We start from the raw sequence: 19329 nt of genomic DNA, 5'->3' as shown, positions 1-19329 counted from the left end.
CACATGAATTCGCCAAACCAAGATGCTGCCTCGGGTTCGATTACCCATACCGAAGAGGTTCCAGCGGCGCTGGCCGATGAGCGCCTTGACAGGGTGGTTTCAATGCTGACCGATCTCAGTCGATCCGCCGCGGCACGCCTAATTGTAGAAGGCCAGGTGCGCCTCGATGGTGAGGTTGCCTTCGTACGTTCAATCAGATTGTCCGAGGGCCAACGGTTAGAAATTACGGTGGAAAACGAAGCCACCCAGCCGAAGCTAATTGCCGATTCCAGTGTTGTCACTACTGTGGTGTACTCCGATGAGCATGTGATTGTGGTAGACAAACCAGCTGGCTTGGTAGTGCATCCCGGCGCTGGTAACACTTCTGGCACGCTTATCCACGGGCTGTTGGCGCAGTTTCCCGAGTTGGCTGAAATTGGGGCACCGGAACGCCCCGGTTTGGTGCATCGAATCGACAAAGGCACTAGTGGACTTATGGTGGTGGCGAGAAGTGCTGTCGCCTATGAAGACCTCAGTGAACAATTTTCTCGTCATTCCACGACCCGCGACTACCAAGCTTTGGTGTGGGGTGAACTTGAGAACTCTGAAGGTCTCATCGACGCCCCACTCGGGCGCTCGGGTCGTGACGCTACCCGCATGACGGTAGCGGTAGGTGGGAGGGAAGCCCGTACCCGCTATCAGGTACTGAAGCGCTTTAGTGACCCGCTAGTCACACTGTTGCAGTGTCATCTCGACACCGGGCGGACTCATCAAATCAGAGTGCACCTCAGTGCCATTAAACATCCGATCGTGGGCGACGGCGTATATGGCCGTCTGCGACCTGCCATTGCTCTTCCGCGGCCCTTCTTGCACGCGGCCCGCCTAGTGTTCACCCATCCTGGCTCTGGGGACGAGATGGCATTCACCTCGGCCTTACCCGTCGAGCTCGAAGCCGTGTTACAAACGCTTAGCTAAGCGTGCTGACCGTTGCCCGGCCAATCTCGTTTGCCTCGGGCCATCTCGGCAATGTCGGCCAAGGTGGAAGCTTCTAGGTGGCGGCGCATGTGTTCACCAGCTTCGGCCCATATTGCCAACAAAACACACTGACCCTCGTGATCGCAGGCACCATCTTTGTGAGGTTCGCCAAAGTCACCGGCCACGATTGGCCCATCAACCGCGCTCACAATGTCGGCTAGAGAAATTAGCTCGGGCTCTCGGGCTAACACGTACCCTCCGCCAACGCCACGCTTAGACCGAACAAGGCCAGCGCCTTTTAGGGCCAAGAGAATTTGTTCTAAGTATGGTTGGGGCAGCCCAGTGCGCAGGGCGATGTCACGCACCGAGGTTGGCTGGGCGTCCTCGCCAGCATGCAAGGCCAAAGAAAGAAGCGCTCGAGAGGCATAATCGCCCCGGGTGGATACCTTCACTTAAGCCAGTCTATGACTTCTTCGCGCACTCATGTTTGCCCACGGTCTCTTAAGGTGGTGGAGTGATGGTAATGACTTCGACTAAATCCCCGTCGACAGACTCGAATGCGGGAGACGAACCGTCACCAGTTTTGCCTGATTATGCTGGTGGCTGCATATCAAACATCATTCCCGCACTGCTTGAATGGGATACCGCGCCGGCTTGGATACCCGAACCTGCTCGTGAGGCGAACCAAGTGGTGCTTTTGATCGTTGACGGCCTTGGTTGGGAGCAGCTCCAACAGCGGCGTGCGATGGTACCCACCCTGGCCGCAATGGTGGGCGGCGCTATCACCAGCGTTTCGCCAACTACAACCGCTACTGCGCTGACGTCTATCACCACTGGGACCGCCCCCGGAGAACACGGGGTGGTTGGCTATCGAATGGCGTTAGAAGGTGAGGTTTTGAATGTGCTGCGTTGGGCCACCCAAGAAGGTGATGCTCGCCGGCGCTTCATTCCCCAAGACGTGCAACCGTTGGAACCATTTGGGGGTCAACGCGCTCCGGTAGTGACTAAGGCACTGTTTGAACGCACGGGCTTTACTGGTGCTCATTTAGCTAAAACCCGGTTTCACGGGTATCGCATGACTTCAACACTAGTGGTTGAGGTCGATCGGTTAATGCGCCAAGGAGAGCCCTTCGTGTACGCCTATTATGACGGCTTAGATTCGGTGGCTCACGAATACGGTTTTGGCGAGCATTACGATGCTGAGCTACGAGCAGTCGAAGCTTTAGTAAACGATGTTCTGGCGGTGTTGCCCCGCGGGGCCACGTTGTTGATTTCTGCTGACCACGGTCAGATTCAAACCGGCGACAACCTGGTCGAACCTCATCCCGAGGTCTTGACGGAAACAGCTATGCAGTCGGGGGAAGCTCGTATGCGGTGGTTTCATGCTCGAGCTGGTAGAAGTGGGGCGCTACTTGATGCTTTGCGCACCCACCACGGTCACCAAGGCTGGATTAGGACCCGCCAGGAAGCGATAGCGGAAGGCTGGTTCGGTCCGGTAGTCTCGGGGGCGGCCGAGGGTCGTTTAGGTGATGTCGTGGTAGCGCCATGGGGGACCGAAGCTTTCGTTGATCCTGCCGACAGTGGTCCTTTTGAACTTGTTGGCCGTCACGGTTCGCTAACCTCGGCAGAAATGCTGGTGCCGTTAATCGCGGCTGGTCGATGACTTTGAGCCATGGCCCAGTCGGACGTTATTCGCCTTCGAAACTATATAGTGAGCAGCCTTGAGTGACTCGATGATTCCAGAAAACAATATGCCAAATGATTCCGCGGCCAATCCGGCTGCTTCCAACACCGATCGAGTGAGCGAACCTCTCGTTGAGCGGGGCGAGCTGGTTGACGCCGGTCAAAATGAGGCCGGTGAAGCCTCCGGCCGTCCACGCCAAGAGTCGGTGGATGAACCCGCAAAGGTTATGCGAATCGGTTCCATGCTGCGTCAGCTCTTGGAAGAGGTTCGTAGCGCCGAGCTCGACGTCGCGAGTCGTGGTCGTCTACGTGACATTTACGAGCTTTCGGTGAACGAGTTGGGCAGTGCGGTCTCCACTGATTTACGTGAAGAGCTGGAGCGCATTGCTTTGCCTTTTAGCGACGAAGCCACCCCCACTGAAGCCGAGTTGCGCATTGCCCAGGCGCAATTGGTGGGCTGGTTGGAAGGCTTATTCCATGGAATCCAGGCCACGCTCTTTAGCCAGCAAATGGCGGCCAGGCAACAGCTTGAACAGATGCGCCAAGGTCAGCTTCCCCAAGGCGGTCAAACCTCGGGTGAACGCCCGGGCACGTATCTCTAGGCAGCAATTTCTCTAAGCCTCACCTTTCTATGGTGGGGCACCGGTTATTAGTGGGTCTTTAGTTTTAGGGTCAGGGAGATTAGTGGCTAGTCGTGATTCGTTCACACACCTGCACGTTCACACCGAGTATTCCATGCTGGATGGTGCTTCGCGATTAGGTGAGGTGGTGGCGGCGGCGGCCGCCGATGGTCAGCCCGCCTTGGGTATGACCGACCACGGCAACATGTATGGGGTGCTCGACTTCTATCAGGCCTGCCAAGACCAAGGCATTAAACCGATTATTGGTACCGAGGCCTACATGGCTCACGACACCCGATTTGAGCGGCCTTCGAGACGAGGCCGTGTTGATGACTCGGGGGGCGAGACCGAGGGTGGTAAGAAAATCAACTACCACCTCACACTGCTGGCGGAGAATAACGCTGGCTACAAGAATCTAATTCAGCTGGCCAGTCGGGCGTTTTTGGAAGGCTACTATTTCAAGCCCCGCGTGGACTGGGAAATTCTCGCGGAACATAGCGAAGGAGTAATCGCAACCACTGGGTGTCTAGGTGGTCATGTGCTGCAATCTTTGCTGCATGGTGATTTTGACGGTGCGCTAGCCAAAGCGGGACGTCTTCAAGACATTTTTGGTCGCGACAATCTCTTTGTAGAAATTCAAGATCACGGCATTCCAGAGCAACACAAAACCAACCCCGAACTGCTAGAAATCGCGCGACGTATTAACGCCCCGATTCTGGCCACTAACGACACCCACTACACCCATCAAGATGACTCGGTGGCCCATGATGCGCTGTTGTGTGTCCAAACTGGGTCCAAAATGAGCGATCCCGGGCGCTTCCGTTTCAGTAGTGACCAGCACTATCTCAAGAGCGCCGTGGAAATGCGGCAGCTTTTTGATGAACTTCCAGAAGCTTGCGACAACTCCCTTTGGATCGCCGAGCGTAGCAATGTTGAGATTGAGTTCGGTAAACCCAAACTTCCTAATTTCGAATTACCCGATGGTTTTACCAATGACGATGAATACCTAAAACATTTAACCTTTGAGGGTGCTAAACGCCGATGGGGTTCGCAGCTAAGTGATGCCGTAGTTGATCGTTTAGCTTTCGAGTTGAAAGTGATCGGCGATATGGGCTTTTCTTCATATTTTCTGATCACATGGGACTTAATCCGCCATGCTCGAGATAGTGGTATTAGGGTCGGACCGGGTCGTGGAAGTGCCGCTGGTTGTGCGGTGGCTTACTGTCTTTGGATCACTGACCTAGACCCCATTAAATACGATTTACTGTTTGAGCGTTTTTTGAATCCGTCTCGTATTTCGATGCCTGACATCGATATGGACTTTGACTCGCGTTATCGAGACGAAATGATTCGTTATGCAGCGCAACGCTACGGCCGAGATCACGTGGCGCAGATTATTACCTTCTCAACTATTAAAGCCCGAGCGGCGGTCCGTGACGCGGCACGAGTGCTGGGTTACGAATACGGTCTAGGCGACAAAATCGCCAAGGCCATGCCACCTTTGGTGTTGGGTCGTGACACTCCGCTTTATGCCTGTTTGGAAAAGCATCCCAAGTTTGAAGATGGCTACCAAATGGCGGCCGAGTTGCGCGACATTTATGCCACTGACCCCGACGCCAAGAAGGTTATCGATGTAGCTCGTGGGCTCGAAGGGCTACGCCGCCAAGACAGCGTGCACGCTGCGGCGGTGGTGATTACCAAAGAACCGCTGACCGAGTATTTGCCGATTCAGCGGAAAGCAGCGTCGGGTCAAAACCCTGAAGACGCGCCCGTAGTGACCCAATACGAGATGAACGGTGTTGAGGGTTTAGGCCTCTTGAAGATGGACTTCTTGGGTCTACGTAACCTAGACGTGATTCAAGACACTCTCGAGCTCATCCGCAACGTACGTGGTGTCGACCTCAATATCGATGAGGTTGATCTCGATGATGAACCAACCTATGAACTGTTGCGGCGCGGAGATTCCATTGGGGTGTTTCAGCTTGAAGGTGCCAAAATGCGCGCTCTGATGCGAGCCTTGGCACCCACAGGTTTTGAAGATGTGGCGGCCCTAGTAGCGCTTTATCGGCCGGGACCAATGGCCGCCAACATGCATTACGATTACGCCGACCGCAAAAATGGGCGCAAGCCGATCGCGTATTTGCATCCTGAAGCCGAAGAGATCTTGGGTGAGACCCAAGGCCTCATGATTTACCAAGAATCGATGATGCGAATTGCCCAGAAATTCGCTGGTTATTCGTTGGCTGATGCCGACAACCTTCGTAAGGCTTGTGGTAAAAAAGTACGTGAGCTGATTGCACTAGAGCGTGAAAAGTTTGTTGATGGTTGCGACGCTAATGGTTACGGCCGCGAGCTAGGGGAAGCCTGGTTCGACATCATTGAACCGTTTGCTGATTATGCGTTTAACAAAAGCCACTCGTATGGCTATGGTTTTATTGCTTATCAAACCGCTTATCTGAAAGCCAACTACCCGGTTGAGTATTTGGCAGCGCTATTAACGAGCGTAAAAGACAATTTAGACAAGGCGGCCATCTATCTGAATGAATGCCGCCAAATGGGCATTACGGTTTTAGTACCCGACGTCAACGTCTCTGATGTTAATTTCACGGCAGTACCAGGTTTAGGCAGCGACATTGGCAGTATTCCGTTTGGTCTCTCGGCGGTGCGCAACGTAGGCGAAGCTTTAGTGTCGCTAATCGTTTCCGAGCGGGAAGCCAATGGCGTTTTCCAAGACTTCTACGATTTCTGTGAGCGTGTTGAGCTTTCAGTTCTGAATAAGCGAACTATTGAATCGCTGATCAAAGCCGGTGCCTTTGATTCTCTCGGTCATCCCCGTGAAGGACTTTTAAGCGTTTACGACGACATCATTGACGCCACTGTTCGTCGTCGCCAAGAACAAGATGCTGGCATTTTCAGCCTCTTCGATAGTGAACCAACAGCGGAATCTGCCAAGGTAGATATCGAAATACCAGACGTTGAGTTCGATAAGACTTCGTTGCTTCGGCACGAAAAAGAAATGCTGGGTTTGTACGTTAGCGATCATCCCTTGGGGGGCTTAGAGAATCTGCTGGCCAAACAGGTTGATGTTTCGCTCTTAGATTTAGCCGAAACAGACGATGGCAAGTTTGTGACCGCTGGTGGTGTGGTGACAGGTCTTTCAAGGAAATGGACTCGCCGCGGTGATCTCATGGGAACCTTGATTCTTGAAGATCTGCACGGCGCGGCCGAGGTAATGGTCTTTCCTAAGACTATGGAAACCTATGGGCATCTCTTGGACGACGACCGAATTGTCATAGTCAAGGGTCGGGTCGACAAGCGCGAAGATATTCCCAAAATTATGGCCATGGAGATTGAGGCCTTCGACGGCGTTAACTTGGGAGACTCGCCGCCACTACGTCTACAGCTGCCCGAGGTGGGCCTGCCACAAGAAACCTTGGCCTCTCTTCGTAACCTGCTCGACACGCACGGTGGCAACTCCGAAGTGTTTCTTCACCTCGGTGAAACCAAGGTTTTACGCTTGGCCGATGAGTACTGCGTGAACGTCGAGAGCGGCGTCGTGGCGGAATTGAGGGTGCTGCTTGGTCCCGACGCGGTGATGCTGTAGCGCACCTCCAAGTTGCAATCACAGCCGCTTTACACTGGACTAGTAGGTGCTACCGTCGACTCATCATGGGGGAAATAGCAGCGCCATGGCGATTGAGACCGAAACTAGAGACTGTACCTCACTAAGCGACGCCGATTTCGCGGAAATGGCCGATGTTTGTACCGAATCCGCCAATGATTTTGGTGTAGGAGCGCTTTCGAAACAAGCTGAGGACTGGGTCTTGGTAACCCTGGTGCGTGAGAACGAGAAGATCCAGGCTTTCGCTTTTTCCACCTTGGAACGTATTGGTGGGACGCCGTGCGTGTTGATCGGAATTGCTTCTATCAAACGAACTTCTAAGCGTGACTCATACTTAAGGGCGATCGTGGGCGATCAACTGCGTCGAGCGGTAATGGCATTCCCCGATGAAGACGTTTTGGTTGGTGCCCGTCTGAATGATCCGGCGGCTTTCGAGGCCTACCGCAGTTTGGACGACATTGTGCCCAGGCCAGGCTATAAACCAAGTGGTGAAGAACGGGCCTGGGGACGTCGTTTGGCGAAACGTTTTGCGGTGCCCAACAGTTTGTACAATGACCGCAGTTTCCTAGCTACCGGCGATTCCAGCCAGCCTTGTGTGGTTGATCACACGAGCGCCAAGCCCGAAACGCTCGACCCCGAGGTCGTGGCTCTGTTCACCGATATTGACATTGAACGGGGTGACACTTTGGTGGCTTTTGGTTGGGCTATGGCCGAAGATCTTGCCAAGTTGGCCTAGGCCGCACTTCGGTGCAATAGCCGCTTTGCGAGACGGAACTTAAGCGGGTTCGCCATGGAATTTGAGCGGGTGGTCGCCAAACGGGCCATGGTGCGCGCTTTTAGTGATCGCCAAGTTGACCCGGACTTGGTTGACGAGTTGATCGACCTAGCCACTCGAGCACCTTCGGCTGGCAACACCCAGGGTTGGCATTTTTTGGTTCTAGAAGGTGCCGAAGAGACCGCTCGGTTTTGGGATATTTCGTTGCCGTCTGAAAAGCGCCAAAGTTTTCGTTGGCCTCATTTGCTCGACGCTCCGGTGTTGATAATTCCGTTGGCCGATCCAGCAATGTATGTGGGTCGCTACGGCGAAGCTGACAAGGCTAAAACTGGCCTTGGTGCTGGCACCGAACACTGGCGAACCCCTTATTGGACGGTCGATACCGCATTCGCCACTATGACCTTGTTGCATGCGGTGGTGGACAAAGGTTTAGGGGCCTTGTTTTTCGGCCTCTTCGATCGTGAGGACCAGATATTGAAGGCCTTTGCCGTGCCTGAGCACCTAGTGGCCTTGGGTGCCATCGCGATTGGCTATCCGGCACGGCAACAAAGTCCGGGCCGGTCGGCGAAGCGCCGCCGACGATCCACGGACGAAGTGATCCATCGAGGTAATTGGTCGAATTAGCCGACGCGGGGCATCTATGCTCTAGCAGATGGACAAACTTCTTCAAGGTAAAGTTGCCCTCGTAACCGGGGCTTCCAAGGGCATTGGATTGGCCATTGCTTCCATGTATGCGGAACGTGGGGCCAGTGTGATGTTGTCATCGCGCAAACAAGAAGCCCTCGACGAGGCGGCTGCTGGGATTGAAGGTGAAACTTCGACCTTTGCTGCTCACGCCGGTGACCCCGAGGCTGCCGAAGCCTGTATCGAAGCCACAATTGACCGCTTTGGTGCCGTTGATATTTTGGTCAACAACGCCGCCACTAACCCCTATATGGGCCGGTCGGTGGATATTGATATTGATCGCTGGCAAAAGACCTTTGAGGTGAACCTGCGTGGCCCTTTGGTTTGGTCGCATCACACTTGGCACAAGTCGATGCAAAATCGCCCGGGTAGCACGATTATTAACATCGCGTCGGTGGGCGGCTTCAGTGCTGGTTCCTCCATTGGTATCTACAACAACACCAAGGCTGCCCTGATGCACCTAACGAGAGTTTTGGCCGGTGAATTGGCACCAAGCACCCGTGTGAATGCAATTGCCCCCGGTTTAGTTAAGACTGATATGGCACGTGCTTTGTGGGAAGCTAATGAAGCCGAACTAGCCAAAGGCACTCCACTGGGCCGACTTGGTGAACCAGATGACATTGCGAATGCTGCATTGTTCCTGGCCAGCGATATGGCCGCTTGGATTACCGGACAAACAATTGTGGTGGATGGTGGTTCACTCCTAGGCGGGCGTGGTTAGTGCTGCGTTTACGTCGGCGTTAGCTCCACTAAACAGCTAATCGCAGCCTGAACACAGGTCAGCTTCTGGCCTAGTTTGAACGTGACGGCAGACTGTGGCGGGCCAGTTTGCCAATCGCGGTGCGTGGTAGGGCTGCCACGCTACGCAGTTCTTTTGGTGCGCAGTACGTGGGCAGAGCCTCTTTAACGAAGGCTCGAATCTCAGCAAGGGAGACAGGGGAGTGGCCAGTCTCCCACACCACCAAAGCCACTAACCTTTCACCCCATTCTGGATCGGGCTCACCAAAAACGGCGGCCTCGCGCACCGCTGGATGGGCCTCCAAACGGGTTTCCACTGGCGTGGGCCAAACGTTTTCGCCTCCGGTGATGATTAGCTCGCTCGACCGTCCAGTAACGCTGAGACGTCCCGTGGCAGTATCCAGGTCTCCTTGGTCACCTGTCTTTAGCCAGCCATCGTTCGTGAAGGGATGAGTACCGTCACGATAACCACGCAACATCATGGGGGCACGAAGCTGTATTTCTTGGTCGACAACGCGGATTTCCACCCCATCGAGAGGTAAGCCGTCGTACACCACGCCACTGCCAGTTTCGGTCATGCCATAGGTGGTAACCACATTGTCGGGCAGGTTCGTTGGCGGTGTTGAACCACCCAACACAATCCGTTTGAAAACACTTGGATCAACACGGCCAAGCGCGGTTGCAACCAATGAAACCAGGTTGGCCCCTTGGGTCGCGGCCGACATAGCGGCCGTGGCATCAAAACCAGCATGCACAGTCAGCGCCGTGTTGGTGTGAAGAGCCCGGGTGACCACCGACAATCCGCCCACGTGGCTAAAAGGCAAGCAAGCTAACCAACGATCGACCTCGACATCAACGTTGAGCCGTTTTGAGGTTGCTAGTGCCGATGCTTTGACCGCCTGGTGGGTGAGGATCACTCCTTTGGGGTGGCCGGTGGTGCCGCTAGTGGCCATAACCAGGGCGTCACCTGGCGAGACCGGACGTCCGTTGTGGCATTTGTTTGAAGTGATGGTGCCATTCTCCGAAATCTCGATGATTTCGGCGGGCGCCATGGTCGCCAATAACTGATCGCGAGCCACACTTGGCAACCGATGGTCAATTGGTAACACCGCATCGCCATCTTCCCAAAGGCGTTCAAGTTGACGAACCCACGCCATCGACGGTGGACCGTATAGGGCTACAAGTCTTTGCACCGCCACAAGGCTAGAGGCTGAGATTGAACTCGTCTCATCTTACGGGCCACACTCACCTAGTGAGATCGTATGCCCGCGACAAACTATTTGACCATGCTGGCACCGCCTTTGGTGAGGATATGACAGCCGCCGGAGCCCCAGCATGAACCCTTGGGTTGAAGGGGCACGGCCCAGAACTTTGCCGGCCGCTATTGTGCCGGTAGCAGTAGGAACCGCAGCGGCGGTGGGAGTGGCGCCGGTGGTGGCTTGGAGGGCCGTGGCAGCCATGGTGGTGTCGCTGGCACTTCAAGTTGGGGTGAACTACGCCAACGACTACAGCGACGGGGTCAGGGGAACTGACGATGATGCCAAGCGAGTGGGCCCAATCCGTTTGGTGGGGTCAGGTCTCAAGTCTCCTCGTGAAGTAAAACGCGCTGCGTTTTACTCTTTTGGTGTGGCGGCCCTGGCGGGTCTAGCTCTGGCAGCCGCGGTGGGTTGGGAACTTATTTTAGTGGGCCTCTTTGCTATAGCCGCGGCTTGGTTCTACACCGGTGGGCCACGTCCGTACGGCTACTCAGGTTTTGGCGAATTGTTCGTGTTCGTGTTCTTTGGTTTGGTGGCCACTATCGGCTCCACCTATGTCCACACCGGAACTATCACCTGGTTGTCGGTGGCATTAGCGGTTCCGGTTGGCGTTCTAGCCACTGCCTTGTTGGTGATTAACAACCTGCGTGATATTCCGGGCGATAACGGTGCTGGCAAACGTACCTTGGCAGTACGACTAGGGGACAAGCGCACCCGAGTTTTGTACCTGATCTTGATGATGTTGCCATTTATCATGGTCCCGCCCATAGCGGCGTTTGGCCGTATTGGTGCTGTGGCGGCCCTGGCCGCTATTCCTTTTGCGCGCAAGCCTGTGTTGGCGGTCTTAGAAGGGGCTCGGGGGCCTGCCCTAATCCCTGTGTTAGCTATGACTGGCCGCGTGCAGCTGCTGGTGGGGGTGCTGCTGGCACTTGGTGTGTGGGTGAGCGGTTAACTTCGTGGCTGAGCGGCCGCGTGTCTGTCCGTCTGACTTTCTAAGTGTCTGACCGTCTGACTTTCTCAGTGGCTGAAGTGGCGGACTAAGCCGCTGAAATGACAGAGGTGCCGCCAAGTTGGCTTTTACCGTTCTTAGAGGCCGTGTTTGGCTAACCAAGGCTCCAGCAGCGCCATAAAAGCTTCGGGTTGTTCTAGATGTGCAGTGTGTCCAGCTCCATCGACGGTTGCAAAGGTGGCGTTTGACCCGATGGCTTCAGCCATTCGTTCTCCAAGCGCACCAAACTTGGTGTCGTGTGCTCCGGCAATTATCAAGGTGGGCATGTTGAGGGTGTGTAATTGGTCCCAACTCGGTTGTTGGGTCCCAGTCCCAGCCAAACGTAACGACGAGGCCAGCCCCGCAGCGGTATTGGCAAGCCGTTCACTTCGAGCGGCTGCTGCTTCGCTGAGACCACCAAAAAGCGGTAGGGCCAGCCACTCGTCCAGGAAGGCTTGAACCCCTATCTGCTCAATCCGTCTAGCGCGTGTTTCATCGTCGTCCAGGCGTGCAGTGCGTTCCTCTTTGCTCTTTAGACCGGCAGTTGCACCCACCAACACCAAACCTTGTACCAAATGAGGCGATTGAAGGGCAGTGTGTAACACAAAACGTCCGCCCATCGAGTAGCCCACATAGGTGCCGATACCACCGGCTTCACCGATTAGGTTGCCACCCTCTACCAGATCAACTTCAACCTCCGAAGAACCGCCGTGGCCAGGCGCATCAAGGAAAATTACTTCATGGTCACGGCTAAGTTGGGTCCCTATTTCACCCCAGCACCTTCCGGTTTGGGTGAATCCGTGTACCAGCACGAGGCGAGGTCCACTACCAGTGGTGATGCTGTGTAATGTCTTTGGGGTGTCCGCTAACTCACTCACGTTCTAGAACCTAGGATCTCCGCCATGGCCGCGCTATTTGACGAGATGCAAAACACCGTTCCCGAAACGGTGACTGCCACTTTTTGTGCCACTTTGGTTGATGAATGGGTGCGTGCCGGTCTGAGCGAGGCGGTGGTTGCCCCCGGTTCGCGCTCTACACCCATGGCTCTGGCGCTCTTGGCGAATCCTGCTATCAACGTGCACGTGCACCACGACGAACGCTCGGCTGCCTTCACAGCGCTCGGCTACGGCTTGGCTACCGGTAAACCAGCCTTGGTGCTCACCACCAGTGGCACCGCCACCGTTGAGTTACACCCCGCGGTGGTTGAAGCTCATCAGGCTCGGGTTCCCATGATTTGCATCACAGCCGATCGCCCACCAGAACTGCATCATTTTGGTGCCCCCCAAACCGTTGATCAAACCCATCTTTATGGCCGTTCTACCCGTTGGTTTGTTGACCCCGGTGTGCCTGATGCCCATAGTGCGAGTTCATGGCGTGGTTTGGCTGCCCGTTGTGTTTTGGAAGCTACCGGCTCTCCGTCGGGACCAGTACAACTAAATTTGCCATTTCGCGATCCTTTGGTTGGCAAGCCAGGTCCACTTCCACCAGGACGGGGCGAAAACGCGCCTTGGTTTCACAAGCTAGAGCCAAGTGCTAGCCAGCCAAGCGCGGTGACCCCGCTGCGTAGGCTGCTCACTCAACTACGGCTCGATCCCGCCAAAGCGTTGCCACGGGGAGTTATTGTGGCCGGGGCTGGTGTGGGCGGTACGGCGCTCAATCCGAAGATTGTGCATCGTCTGGCGGCTCGTTTGGGCTGGCCGGTGTTGGCCGATCCGCGTTCGGGTTGCCGGACCCCCGATGGAACCACCATCGCCCATGCTGACATGCTTGTGCGGAGCGAAGCTTTCGCCAAAAACCACTCGCCTCAGCTGATTTTGCAGTTCGGCCAACTACCGGCCTCGCGTTTGGTGAACGAATGGCTAGCCGATGCGACCGCCCCTTGGGTGCTAGTTGACGAAGATGGCTGGTTCTATGACCCGGCACGGCGTTCATCAATTGTTATTGAGGCCGATCCCAACCAGGTTGGTCGTCAGTGGGCCAGCCAAACTGACTCGGTGATGCCCACCGAGAAAGCGTGGCTCCAATCGTTTGTTGAAGCCGATCAAACAGCAGCGCGGGCTATTGCCAACACCTTGTCCGCTAAAGATGAGTTGAGTGAACCCGCCATCGCCCGAGCGGTGATGGAACACCTGGAGGAAGGCTCAACCTTGGTGGTGGCTTCGTCCATGCCGGTGCGCGATTTGGAATGGTATGGCGTTCCACGCAGTGGGGTCCGGGTGTTGTCTAATCGTGGAGCGAACGGGATTGACGGAGTGACCTCCACGGCCGTCGGGGTGGCCTTAAGCGGTCCGCCAACGGCTCTGCTAATTGGTGACGTGGCATTTTTACATGACACCAACGCGCTTATAGGTTTAGCTAAACGGCCGCTGCATCTAGTAATGGTCGTTATCGATAACGATGGTGGCGGAATTTTCTCGTTTCTGCCTCAAGGAGAACAGCTCGCCACTGCCGGTTTTGAAACGCTTTTCGGCACGCCCCACGGAGTCGATTTGGCACGGTTAGCCGCCGCTCACCAGCTAGATGCGGTTGAAGTTACAACGATTGCAGGGCTAGAAAACGCGTTAGAAACGGCCAATTCAAAAAACGGCGTGCACCTCATAATTGCCAAGACCAACCGCCAAGAAAATGTGGTCTTACACAACCAGATTCACTCGGCTTGGCAACTGGGTTAATCGGCCCTGGCACGCTAGAGGGCCCAGCTTGAAAAGACCTTCAGCTAGCTTAAAACGGCCTTCACATCAGATCATTAAGGCCGCAAGAGCGCTTGTAAAATGGCCTGAAACTTGGCCCTTGTTTCGGCCAGTTCGGCCTCAGGGTCCGAATCTTCTACCACGCCCACTCCGGCAAAAACGGAAGCCGTGTTGTTTTCGATGTGAGCCGAACGAATACCCACCGCCCAGTCGCCGTTACCCGCATAGTCAACCCAACCCACCGGTCCGGCATACGCTCCGCGGGAATCACCTTCCAAATGTTCAATTAACGCCAGGGCCGAATCGGTTGGTGTTCCGCCAATGGCTGGGGTGGGATGCAGTGTCGTTACCAACTCGATGGCGTCAGCCGCTGGAGATGACAGGCGACCTTCCAAAAACGTGGCCAGATGTGCCACATTGGCCACCCCTAAAACCGTTGGTTCAGCTTCCCAATCAAGATATGAGCAGTACGGCAACAGGCTGTCATAAACCATGTCAACCACAATTTGATGTTCGTGCCGATCCTTGGTTGACGCTAACAACCGTGCGCTTAGCTGCGCATCTTGAACCGGATCGGGGCTGCGTCGCGTAGTTCCAGCGAGCGGGCGGGAACGTACAATATCGGCTTTGCGAGACACCAATAATTCCGGTGAGGCACCCACCATTCCGTCAACTGAAGTGATGTAACAAGTGGGGAAATTATTTCGTAGACGCTGCAAGATTACGGTGATGGGAAGCGGGTTTTCGGTGGTGATGGTTAGTTCACGCGCTAACACAAACTTGCTTAACTCTTTGCCCTCACCCAGTCGTGAGCGGCCCTCCACCAGGGCCTGGCACCAATCTTTAGGGTTTACCGTCGATCGCACGGTAATGGCCCCCGGGTCGGTTTCGCTTTCCTTCGGGAGCGCTTCGCCTAAGGAAATACGTTGATGGAAGCGGGTGATTTCTTCCTCGGTTTGAGGTGCTTCCGGGTCGTTTAGGCGGTGCAAACTTGTAATCCAGCGGGTGCCATCGGCATCACGCCCTAAAACTATTTGGGGTATTCGAAGGTAGCGCGAAGCGTTGGGGTTGAAGGGCAAGGCCCCGAAAGCAATCGGACCGGTACCTGGTCGTTGTACCGGGTCGTCAATCGTGAAAGCCGCCCACACCTGGGCTAGGTCATCTCGGGCGCCACTGGGGTCGCGGGGGCGAACCTCAACGGTTTCTAATACGCCACGCCCAGCTACTCCAACACCTTCATGTTCGAACAAGAAACCGTCGTCACCAGCAAATAGCAAAAGATCAAAATCGTGATCTAGGCGGCGTGTGATGGCATGAAACCCAAGGTCAGTCATCTCGGGTTCCCACTAAGAGCTGGGCGGCGCCGGGGGGTAACAAGGTATGGGTCGCATCTGAGAATCCGGCGGCGCGCAACATACCCAACAGCTGGGGCGGTTCGGGTAGATACTGTACCGATTTCGGCAGGTAGCGGTAGGCGGCGGGGTTTGAAATCAAACCGCCAATTATCGGCACGATTTTGCCAAAATATATGCCATGGCCAAAACGTAGAATGGGGTTATTGGGCACCCCGACGTCGATTAGTGCCACTCGACCGCCTGGGCGCACGGTTCGAGCAAGTTCATTGAAAAAAGGTTCCAGGTCAACCAGATTGCGTAGCGCAAAGCCACAGGTGGCGCCATCGACCGAGGCGTTCGGCATGGGTAAATTCAGGGCGTCGGCCTGCACCAACGACGCCTCGGTGCGGGCACTTTGTAGCATGCCCAGCGAGAAGTCGACCCCGATGGCAGTAATTCCAGAGGCTTCGAGCTCTCGACAAAAATCTCCCGTACCAGCGGCAATGTCGAGCACCACGGAGCCGGTGGGTAAATTCATTTCGGCGATGGTACGCCGTCGCCAGCGGGTGTCGAGCCCGAAGGTCATGATGCGATTCACCAAGTCGTAACGAGGTGCAATCGAGTCGAACATCGTCTGCACTGCCCGAGCTTTGTCGTCGCCTTCAGGGAGTGGTTCACCGGGGTTTAAGAGCTCGGAAAGTTTGCTCATCAGCTGTTCCTTAGCTGTTGGTTTGGGCCGCCGTGATCGCACATTGTAGCGCCCACTGATAGTCGGGTTTACCAGATTCCAAACGCCGAATAGCGGCCACTTCACTGATTACCCGGGGTGTTTTGTAATCGGCAAGTGACGCTCGGCAATGTTCGTCTAGCAGGGTTGGTTCCAATTCGTGACCTGGTCGCATTACTACTAGGGCCGCTACTTGTTCTCCCCAGCGCGAATCGGGTACGCCCACTACTACGGCGTCTCGCACGCTTGGGTGAGCGTGAAGCACGGCTTCAATTTCACCGGGATAAATTTTTTCGCCACCGGAGTTGATAGTCGTTGAGCCGCGACCCAATAAGACCATCTGGTTTTCTTCGTTCATGTAAGCCAGATCCCCCGTTAATGCCCAACGTTCGCCATTGATGATGGGAAATGTGGCTTGGGTAGCTTCATCGTCTTGAAAATAACCAATCGGGATGTATCCGCTGCGCGCCACCCGTCCTACTTCGCGAGAACTAGCGGGGATGAGTTCATTTCGTTCGTTCAACAATCCCGAACCTGGTCTAAGTTCGAATTGTGATTGTCCGCTGACCCCTGGCATGCCAGCCGCATAGACCATTGAGGCCTGCCCGCCGGTCTCGGTGGTGCCGTAGCTGTCGACCACCACTATCCAGGGCAGCACCTTAAGAATTGCTTCACGCACTGGCACCGAGAGCACCGCCCCGCCAGAGAGCATGGTGGTAAGGGTGCTTAGATCCCATTCATCGCCGCGTTCTTGTAGCAGATCACTTAGCGGCAGGGCGATAGCATCGCCTACCACTACTAGGTAGGAAGCAGCCTCGGCGTCTACCACGTCAAGCAAATGCGCGACATCTAGACTGGGCTGGGTGGATAGGAGCACCGTGCCACCACGCAGCAAGGTCAGAAAGGCCATCCATTGTGCAGTGCCATGCATAAAAGGTGCCGCAAAAAGAGTACGGATGGGGTTCGAACTGATATTTGCCAAGATGTCTTCGGGCTCAACAATCGGGGTACCGGAGCGGATGTTTCCACCCATGGCGGCGTAGAAAATGTCTTTGTGATACCACATCACGCCCTTAGGCATTCCAGTGGTGCCGCCGGTGTAGAGAATGTATAGGTCGTTGTCGCTACGTTGGTGCGCAAGAGCACTGTGGCGGTGCTGCGTTGGGTTTGACTGGGGATGCTCACCCTTGCTGGCGGCCATGTTATCGCTGTGACCAGCGTTTTCTAATGAGGGCGCGGTTAGCAGCGCTTCGTATTCTTGGCCATTGGTTATGACCATCGGTTTCGTGGCCACCGTTTTGGCCACTTGCGACATCAACGGGTACTCGGTGTTTTCGCAAAACAATATTGCCGCTCCAGAATCACTCAAGATGTGTTCCAGTTCGGCTTCTTGATAGCGATAGTTGACGTTCACCGGAATGGCACCCACCCCGAAGGCCGCCAACATTACTTCTAGGTAGGCAGGGCTATTTCGCAGCGCTAAACCAACGCGGGTACCAGCGTGCACACCGCGCTCGACGAGAGCCATTCGCAATGCCTCTACGCGCTGGTGTAGCTGGTGGTAGGTAAAGCGAGAATTGCCAGAAACCAGGGCTTCACGCTCGGGCACCGTATTGGCGACTCGATCAAAAAGATCTGCCAAGTTGAACGTCATCGGCTACGACCGTAGTGGGCCAGGCTGGTTACGCCCTAAGCGACGGTGACCTTAGCGGCACCAGTGTGGCCAAATATGGCGATTAGCGCTACCTAATGGAACCAGACTCGCTGGTGTTCACGGCTGATGGGGTGAACCAACAACGCAAAGCGAACCACCGGGAACAAGGCCAGCATTAGGTAGTTGGCGTTTAGAAGATAGCCAATTCCGTCTTGTAAGAGAATCAGCAACAGCTCAAGGATGGCAGCGCCAGTTACGGCGAGTGAAAGTTGGTAACCCCAGCGTCGTTCATTGGCAATGCCAAATGCTCCTGCCACTAGGCCCACCACGGCCAAGGCCCCCACCAGGTTGGGAGCGCCAATTCGACTGCCCAGATAGTGGTAAATACTTGGTGGCAACAAAAATGTTATGAAGGCCGTGGCGTACAGCAAGAAAACCGCAATTTGGAGGGTAGGTGGAAGGCTGGGATTGGTCCAGCGACGCGTTTCCATCGTTACAGTCTGACAGTAATCGCGGCCATTGGGTTATCTGGTGTGACTGATCTTGCGTTTAGGGCTGCTGAGCTGCACCTCGGTTTGGGTGGCGGCCACGTTGGCACGCAGCTGACCGCAGGCGGCATCAATGTCGGTGCCACGGTTTTTCCGTATGGTGGCGTTGATGCCAAGTTGGGCCAAACGGTCTCGGAACCACTGAACCTGTTCAGGCGGCGAACCTTGTACTAGGTAACCGGGGGTGGGGTTGAGCGGAATAAGGTTCACATGAGCATGTAGTGGTGCCGCGTAAGCGGCGAGCTGCTGGGCATCGATTTCTTGATCGTTCACGCCATCAATGAGTGACCATTCGAAGGAAAGCCGACGACCTTTGGCGGCCAAGTATTGCTGTAACGCATCGGCCAGCACGGCCAGCGGGTAGCGTCGGTTAATAGGTACCAGTTCGTCGCGGCGACGATCTTCAGCCAGATGTAGTGAAACGGCCAGATTGACTGGAAGTTTCTCGTCTTTTAGGCGAAGTATCCCGGGCACAAAACCGACTGTCGAGACCGTTAATGAGCGCGCTGAGATACCCATATCACCTTGGAAACGCTCAATGGCCGACCATACATTGTTGTAGTTCGCCATGGGTTCGCCCATACCCATAAATACCACGTTTGAAACTCGGCGAGGTAAAGCCATTTGGCGTGCGAGCACCACTTGTTCCACTATTTCGCCCACGCTTAGATGCCGTTCAAACCCGGCCTGGCCAGTAGCACAAAAACTGCAGTTCATGGCACAACCGGCCTGCGTGCTGACACAAACCGTCGTTCGATCACGGTAGTGCATCAATACCGTTTCAATTTGTTTGCCATCCGGCAGCGCCCACAACCATTTAATGGTTTGACCGTTGTCGCTCGTTGACTGGGTTACCAACCTAAGAGCGCTTGGGTATTCATCGGCGAGAGCGGCACGCAAAGCTTTGGGCAGGTTGGTTAATTCACCTAGCGGTTGGCCTTGCTCGTAGAGACCTTCCCAAAGCTGGTTCACTCGATATTTCGGTTGATCAGCTATCGCAGTTTGCAGCTGCTCAAAGGAAAGATCATATAACGTGCTCACCCGAGCTAGGTTACC

At 55.2% G+C, this 19329-nt stretch carries 17 protein-coding genes; 9 read left to right on the top strand and 8 right to left on the bottom strand.

Going from position 1 to position 19329, the window contains the following annotated elements; translation table 11 throughout:
• Positions 1–3 precede the first annotated feature (3 nt).
• Positions 4–954 (top strand): RluA family pseudouridine synthase, encoded by a 951-nt coding sequence (locus WC184_02625; protein MFA7476775.1) that lies wholly within the window; start codon positions 4–6, stop codon positions 952–954.
• On the opposite strand, the gene WC184_02620 is transcribed toward WC184_02625, so the two are convergent.
• Positions 951–1406: an Rrf2 family transcriptional regulator gene (locus WC184_02620; protein ID MFA7476774.1), complete on the bottom strand. Its 456-nt coding sequence runs from the start codon at positions 1404–1406 to the stop codon at positions 951–953. The two genes, WC184_02625 and WC184_02620, sit on opposite strands and share 4 nt — an antisense overlap.
• A 71-nt stretch (positions 1407–1477) precedes the next feature.
• Here WC184_02620 and WC184_02615 point away from each other — a divergent pair, with 71 nt between their 5' ends.
• The 6 genes from WC184_02615 to WC184_02590 all read left to right on the top strand — a co-directional run bounded on the left by WC184_02615 (position 1478) and on the right by WC184_02590 (position 9059).
• Positions 1478–2617: an alkaline phosphatase family protein gene (locus WC184_02615; GenBank protein MFA7476773.1), complete on the top strand. Its 1140-nt coding sequence runs from the start codon at positions 1478–1480 to the stop codon at positions 2615–2617.
• 58 nt (positions 2618–2675) lie between these two features.
• A complete protein-coding gene (locus WC184_02610) occupies positions 2676–3239 on the top strand; it encodes a bacterial proteasome activator family protein (protein ID MFA7476772.1) in 564 nt (187 codons plus the stop codon).
• An 82-nt stretch (positions 3240–3321) separates the two neighbouring features.
• On the top strand, positions 3322–6861 hold the full coding sequence (gene dnaE / locus WC184_02605) for a DNA polymerase III subunit alpha (protein ID MFA7476771.1): 3540 nt from the start codon (positions 3322–3324) through the stop codon (positions 6859–6861).
• A gap of 85 nt (positions 6862–6946) precedes the next feature.
• A complete protein-coding gene (locus tag WC184_02600; protein MFA7476770.1) occupies positions 6947–7615 on the top strand; it encodes a hypothetical protein in 669 nt (222 codons plus the stop codon).
• Positions 7616–7669: 54 nt separating this feature from the next.
• Positions 7670–8278, top strand: a complete 609-nt coding sequence (locus WC184_02595) for a nitroreductase family protein (protein MFA7476769.1) — start codon at positions 7670–7672, stop codon at positions 8276–8278.
• A 28-nt stretch (positions 8279–8306) separates the two neighbouring features.
• The gene (locus WC184_02590) at positions 8307–9059 is read left to right on the top strand and encodes an SDR family oxidoreductase (protein MFA7476768.1); all 753 of its coding nucleotides are present in this window, start codon (positions 8307–8309) and stop codon (positions 9057–9059) included.
• A gap of 70 nt (positions 9060–9129) precedes the next feature.
• On the opposite strand, the gene WC184_02585 is transcribed toward WC184_02590, so the two are convergent.
• Positions 9130–10269 (bottom strand): AMP-binding protein, encoded by a 1140-nt coding sequence (locus WC184_02585; GenBank protein ID MFA7476767.1) that lies wholly within the window; start codon positions 10267–10269, stop codon positions 9130–9132.
• 142 nt (positions 10270–10411) lie between these two features.
• Here WC184_02585 and WC184_02580 point away from each other — a divergent pair, with 142 nt between their 5' ends.
• Positions 10412–11284: a 1,4-dihydroxy-2-naphthoate polyprenyltransferase gene (locus WC184_02580; GenBank protein ID MFA7476766.1), complete on the top strand. Its 873-nt coding sequence runs from the start codon at positions 10412–10414 to the stop codon at positions 11282–11284.
• 134 nt (positions 11285–11418) lie between these two features.
• Here WC184_02580 and WC184_02575 read toward each other — a convergent pair whose 3' ends face one another.
• Positions 11419–12198 carry an alpha/beta fold hydrolase gene (locus WC184_02575; protein ID MFA7476765.1) on the bottom strand — a complete coding sequence of 260 codons (780 nt, stop codon included), beginning with the start codon at positions 12196–12198 and terminating at the stop codon, positions 11419–11421.
• A 24-nt stretch (positions 12199–12222) separates the two neighbouring features.
• Here WC184_02575 and menD point away from each other — a divergent pair, with 24 nt between their 5' ends.
• The gene (gene menD / locus WC184_02570; protein MFA7476764.1) at positions 12223–13992 is read left to right on the top strand and encodes a 2-succinyl-5-enolpyruvyl-6-hydroxy-3-cyclohexene-1-carboxylic-acid synthase; all 1770 of its coding nucleotides are present in this window, start codon (positions 12223–12225) and stop codon (positions 13990–13992) included.
• A 74-nt stretch (positions 13993–14066) separates the two neighbouring features.
• Here the strand turns inward: menD and WC184_02565 are convergent, their stop codons facing one another.
• From WC184_02565 to rlmN, 5 genes are all read right to left on the bottom strand, one after another.
• Positions 14067–15344, bottom strand: a complete 1278-nt coding sequence (locus WC184_02565; protein MFA7476763.1) for an isochorismate synthase — start codon at positions 15342–15344, stop codon at positions 14067–14069.
• Complete coding sequence (locus WC184_02560; protein ID MFA7476762.1) at positions 15337–16053, bottom strand: ubiquinone/menaquinone biosynthesis methyltransferase; 717 nt, start codon at positions 16051–16053, stop codon at positions 15337–15339. The genes WC184_02565 and WC184_02560 overlap by 8 nt, the downstream gene beginning before the upstream one ends.
• 10 nt (positions 16054–16063) lie before the next feature.
• On the bottom strand, positions 16064–17725 hold the full coding sequence (locus WC184_02555; GenBank protein ID MFA7476761.1) for an AMP-binding protein: 1662 nt from the start codon (positions 17723–17725) through the stop codon (positions 16064–16066).
• 92 nt (positions 17726–17817) lie between these two features.
• The gene (locus WC184_02550) at positions 17818–18216 is read right to left on the bottom strand and encodes a hypothetical protein (protein ID MFA7476760.1); all 399 of its coding nucleotides are present in this window, start codon (positions 18214–18216) and stop codon (positions 17818–17820) included.
• A gap of 33 nt (positions 18217–18249) precedes the next feature.
• Entirely contained in the window at positions 18250–19314 is a 1065-nt protein-coding gene (gene rlmN / locus WC184_02545) for a 23S rRNA (adenine(2503)-C(2))-methyltransferase RlmN (protein MFA7476759.1), read from the bottom strand.
• Between the last annotated feature and the right edge of the window lie 15 nt (positions 19315–19329).

Source organism: Acidimicrobiia bacterium (assembly GCA_041676705.1).
In the GTDB taxonomy this organism is placed as follows: Bacteria; Actinomycetota; Acidimicrobiia; order Acidimicrobiales; family SKKL01; genus Actinomarinicola.
Note: the sequence above shows the minus strand (reverse complement) of the source record. Positions and strands in the feature narration are given on the sequence as shown.

Excerpts from the sequence above, each read along its gene's own strand:
- menD (MFA7476764.1), top strand. The coding sequence starts at position 12,223 with ATGGCCGCGCTATTTGACGAGATGCAAAACACCGTTCCCGAAACGGTG.
- WC184_02550 (MFA7476760.1), bottom strand. The coding sequence starts at position 18,216 with ATGGAAACGCGTCGCTGGACCAATCCCAGCCTTCCACCTACCCTCCAA.
- WC184_02615 (MFA7476773.1), top strand. The coding sequence starts at position 1,478 with ATGACTTCGACTAAATCCCCGTCGACAGACTCGAATGCGGGAGACGAA.
- WC184_02625 (MFA7476775.1), top strand. The coding sequence starts at position 4 with ATGAATTCGCCAAACCAAGATGCTGCCTCGGGTTCGATTACCCATACC.
- WC184_02565 (MFA7476763.1), bottom strand. The coding sequence starts at position 15,344 with ATGACTGACCTTGGGTTTCATGCCATCACACGCCGCCTAGATCACGAT.
- WC184_02580 (MFA7476766.1), top strand. The coding sequence starts at position 10,412 with ATGAACCCTTGGGTTGAAGGGGCACGGCCCAGAACTTTGCCGGCCGCT.
- WC184_02555 (MFA7476761.1), bottom strand. The coding sequence starts at position 17,725 with ATGACGTTCAACTTGGCAGATCTTTTTGATCGAGTCGCCAATACGGTG.
- WC184_02560 (MFA7476762.1), bottom strand. The coding sequence starts at position 16,053 with ATGAGCAAACTTTCCGAGCTCTTAAACCCCGGTGAACCACTCCCTGAA.
- WC184_02595 (MFA7476769.1), top strand. The coding sequence starts at position 7,670 with ATGGAATTTGAGCGGGTGGTCGCCAAACGGGCCATGGTGCGCGCTTTT.
- WC184_02600 (MFA7476770.1), top strand. The coding sequence starts at position 6,947 with ATGGCGATTGAGACCGAAACTAGAGACTGTACCTCACTAAGCGACGCC.
- WC184_02590 (MFA7476768.1), top strand. The coding sequence starts at position 8,307 with ATGGACAAACTTCTTCAAGGTAAAGTTGCCCTCGTAACCGGGGCTTCC.